The sequence below is a fragment of the Staphylococcus pasteuri genome, assembly GCF_030547725.1.
GTDB lineage: Bacteria > Bacillota > Bacilli > Staphylococcales > Staphylococcaceae > Staphylococcus > Staphylococcus pasteuri.
Genome location: NZ_JAUOQO010000407.1, coordinates 1 through 266 on the forward strand (window position 1 = coordinate 1; position 266 = coordinate 266).

At 45.1% G+C, this 266-nt stretch carries 1 protein-coding gene; it reads left to right on the forward strand.

Features of this window, described 5'->3' with window-relative positions; genetic code table 11:
* A partial coding sequence (locus Q4528_RS14175; protein ID WP_303522255.1) for a hypothetical protein occupies positions 1–266 on the forward strand: 266 nt, incomplete at both ends.

A 266-nucleotide genomic window follows, 5' to 3' on the forward strand; every position in this document is an offset into this window, starting at 1 on the left:
TGTGACACCTGAAGACTCAAAAGAAAAATTGGAAATTAGCCAGCAAGCTTTTGATTCTGCCTTTGTCGCGAACCAAACCCGTAGAGACTTTTTTGAGTGGCTTCCAGATTACGATGACCCATTGGCGGAACATTACAGCTACATGCGAGAGCTGTTTGAAGGACCAGTAGATCGCGGTGAGATCTTTAGTTTTTACTCGGCAAACTTACAGCGTAAATACGGGCAAGATGGCCAAGACTACATGGCAAAATGGCGCGAAGTAACCA